Origin of the sequence: Methylosinus sp. R-45379, from assembly GCF_001644125.1 — a bacterium.
Taxonomy (GTDB): Bacteria; Pseudomonadota; Alphaproteobacteria; order Rhizobiales; family Beijerinckiaceae; genus Methylosinus.
Map to the genome: position 1 here is coordinate 1 of NZ_LUUM01000067.1, position 3,207 is coordinate 3,207.

2 protein-coding genes and 1 pseudogene are annotated in these 3,207 nt (G+C 65.8%); all 3 read right to left on the reverse strand.

What is annotated here, in order from left to right:
- Positions 1-2,055, reverse strand: a 2,055-nt coding sequence (locus A1351_RS03790) for a type IV secretory system conjugative DNA transfer family protein (protein ID WP_064032262.1), incomplete at its 3' end; no start/stop codon positions are given.
- A 28-nt stretch (positions 2,056-2,083) separates the two neighbouring features.
- Positions 2,084-2,524 carry a hypothetical protein gene (locus A1351_RS03795; RefSeq protein WP_157096078.1) on the reverse strand — a complete coding sequence of 147 codons (441 nt, stop codon included), beginning with the start codon at positions 2,522-2,524 and terminating at the stop codon, positions 2,084-2,086.
- 77 nt (positions 2,525-2,601) lie between these two features.
- Positions 2,602-3,207: pseudogene (locus A1351_RS25100) on the reverse strand (hypothetical protein); the annotation flags it as partial.

Consider the following 3,207-nt stretch of genomic DNA (forward strand, 5'->3'; position numbering starts at 1 on the left):
AGCGGGCCGATCGCCGCCCGACGCCTCTCCTTCCGTTCCATGCACCGTCGATTCGAGCATGAGAAGAAGGCGCGTCGCCGCGCCCTTCCTTCCCTCATACGGGGTAAAGGGAACCTCGCCCGCGGCGCGGATCGCCGCTTCGACGCAGGCGTCTCGATCGCCTCCATTCGCCTTCGCGTCGCGAAAGGCTTCGTATATCGCCCTCAGCGTCGGCTCCATGGGCTCGCGGCCGCCGGCGGCGACCATCCCATTCTCGATCCTGGCCGCGATCTCGCGAACCTCGTCGAGCCTCGCCTCGAGCTCGGGGCGGGCGGGTGGAGCGAGAGCCGTCCGCTTGACGAGGGGCTTGGGACCCGCCTTGTCGACATTCGCGTGAAAAACCTTCGCGTAGATGCGGCGGCCGCCGAACAGCATGATCGCCTCGCCTTCGATGAGGCTCTGCAGGTCGCGCCAGTTCACCCGCGACACCTGGCGCACATCGGCCTGGCGGGTGTCGTGATAAACGCCGATGTCGCCGCCGCGAAAGCTCGTCGCCTGCGCCACATCGGTCTTGCCCGAGGTCTCCTCGATCCATTCGCGCGTGCGATTGGCGTCCTGCTGGCGCATCGCCGCGGTCAGATTGGCGTTGCCGAGCAGCGTGTAGGTCTTCTCGCCGAGCCGCGCGAAGATCCCCGAGACCTCCTGAAAGCCGAGCCAGAAGGCGATGTTGAGGCTGCGGCCCTGCGCCATCATCCGGTCGAGATCGCTCGTCGCATAATAGGCGAGCTCGTCCAACACGATATGATAGGGAGCCTCCATTCCGAGCTTCTCCTTCGGCATGCCGAGCATTTGCGCCATCATGCCGCGCAGCGACGTCACCACGATCTTGCCGAGCCCCGCCAATGTGTCGGAGGAATTCTCCAGCGCCGGCAGAGAGACGACCAGAATGCGCCGGTTCAAGACCACGTCGCGCATGTCGATGTCGCCCTGCTCGACCTTGAATATATGCCCGAGCGACACGCCGAGCTGCGTGAACATCTCGGTGAAATAAAACCGCGCATAGCCATGCTGCTTGGACGGATCGTCGGACTTTTGCTTGTTGTAGTCGAGGTCCGTGTCATAGCCGGGCAGCTCGCCGAGATAGGCGAGCAGCGGATAGACGACGTCCTGTGGGAGGTCGAGAGCAATGTCCTTCGTCTTGCCGGTCGCGGGGTCGCGCAATTCATAGAGACCCTTGACGGCGAGCTTCCAGATCACGCGCAGCTCGAGCGCGTCCCGGATCTTCTCGATGTCGATCGGAACGCCGGCGTGATCTCTGATCCATGTCAGAACGGGGATCACCGCTCCGATCAAGGCGACGGCGCGGCTGCGGAAGACGCCGTTCGAGTCATTCACGGCCTGCTCGCCGAGTTGGCTGACCACCATCTCGCGGATCGCGTCGGCGTTGCCCGTGGCGAAGGGATTGAAGCTGTTGCTCTCTTTGCTGCCGCTCGCGACCAAGAGATTGAGATGCAGCACATCGTCCTCGCGGCCGAACCGCCGCGCGAGCGCCATCACCTCGCCGAACAATGTGTGGTCGGCCTTGCCGTCGACGAGAACAAAGCCGCTCGCATGGGTCAGCGCATTGGAGACGAAGCCCAAAATCGCGGTCGTCTTGCCGGCGCCGGTCGTTCCTGGAATGGTCGCATGTTGCCGGCCGTCCTCAGCGGTGATCCATAATTCCTGGCCGGAGACGTCGCGGCCGAGATAGATGATGCCGGCCGCCATGCGGGGCGCGCGATTCTTGGGATCGGGATAGTTCCAGTCCGCGACGGCGGGGCTCTTTGGAAGCCGCATCGGCAGATCGACGCGTCGCGTCAGGACGAGGGCCGCGTAGCCGATCGCCGCGGGGACGATCAGGTCGACCGAAGCTGGCTCTAGCAGCATGAGCCCGGCGCCGACGCTGAGCATGGCGCCTGAAAACTCACTCATCAGCGAGCCCCAGACGCGCGTCGACATCGGCCGCAGATCGCGCAGCGCTTGCGCGCCCGACCGCTCGAACCGCTCCTGCGGCCCCGAAATCTCGCGTGGGATCATAGTGCTCTCCGCGCCGCCGGCGATCTCGTCATTGCTGCAGGCCGAAGGCGGCCGGACCCGATTGGCTCGCGCCGGCCGGGGTACCCGGCGCGGGCGTGATCTGCGGGGGCCGCTGCAGGTCGCGAGCGAGAGCGTCCGGCAATGGCGCGGGCGACGCCGTCGCGGCGGACCCTTGAGAAACCGCCGCCTGGTTCACGCCGAAATCTTTTTGCTGAGACGAAACGCTTCCCGCCCGAAAGCCCACATAGCCGACGGCCGACACGCCGAAACCGACGAGGAGCGTCGTGAGCAATGATCGTCTCGTCGGCGCGGCGGACGGGCTGCCGCGTTCGATCTCGTCGTCGACGCGGTCTCGGTGTCCAACCGCACGCGTGACGACCGGCCCGTCCAGATGCACATGAATGTCGACGTGAATATGCGGCCGCTCCGATACGGTCTTCGTCTCTTGCGTGGCAATGGGCTCGTCCATCAGGGCCTCCTCGATCTTTCTGAAACTCATGATCGTTGCGCGCTGCGCGAATGAGAAGGCGTTCCCTCCGCCCAGTGTCAGACCTTCCGAACCGCCGCGAGCGCATTGTCGATCGAGGCGACGCGCAACGCCGCGCCGGCGATCCGCTCCGCGGCCCAATGGTCACGCGCGCCGATCGCTTCGACGAGCGGCGTCGCGTGGAGAAGAGGATCGAACATGTCCGCCGGGTAGCCCAATGAGTGCAGCGCGTACCAGAGCCGCCGATCGACGAGCTTCAGGAAGTTGAACTGCGCCGGCGGCAGAACGCCGCCTTCCGCCCGCGCGGCGAGGAGAACGCTCATAGTCGCGGGGGTGGTGAAGCCATGCGCCGCCATCGTCTTGACCAGTGGCTGGCGCAAATCTCGTTCGCCCAACCATTGATCCGCGCGCTCGATCAGGGCGGTCGGAAAAAGGAGCGCGCGATCGGGACCTGTTCGGCCTTCCTTGCCGATCGGCCCCAGCGCCGACGAGAGATCGCCCAGATAGCGCTGCGCTTCGTCGCGGCGCTGCGCCCGATGCAGCGAAAGCGCCGCCAGGATGCAACGCACATGCGGCGCCGCGTCTCCCGGCTTGCCGCGGACCGAGCCGAGCTGACGCATGAGCTCGGCCCGCGCCGCGGCCTCATTGAAAGCGCCCTTGTCGTC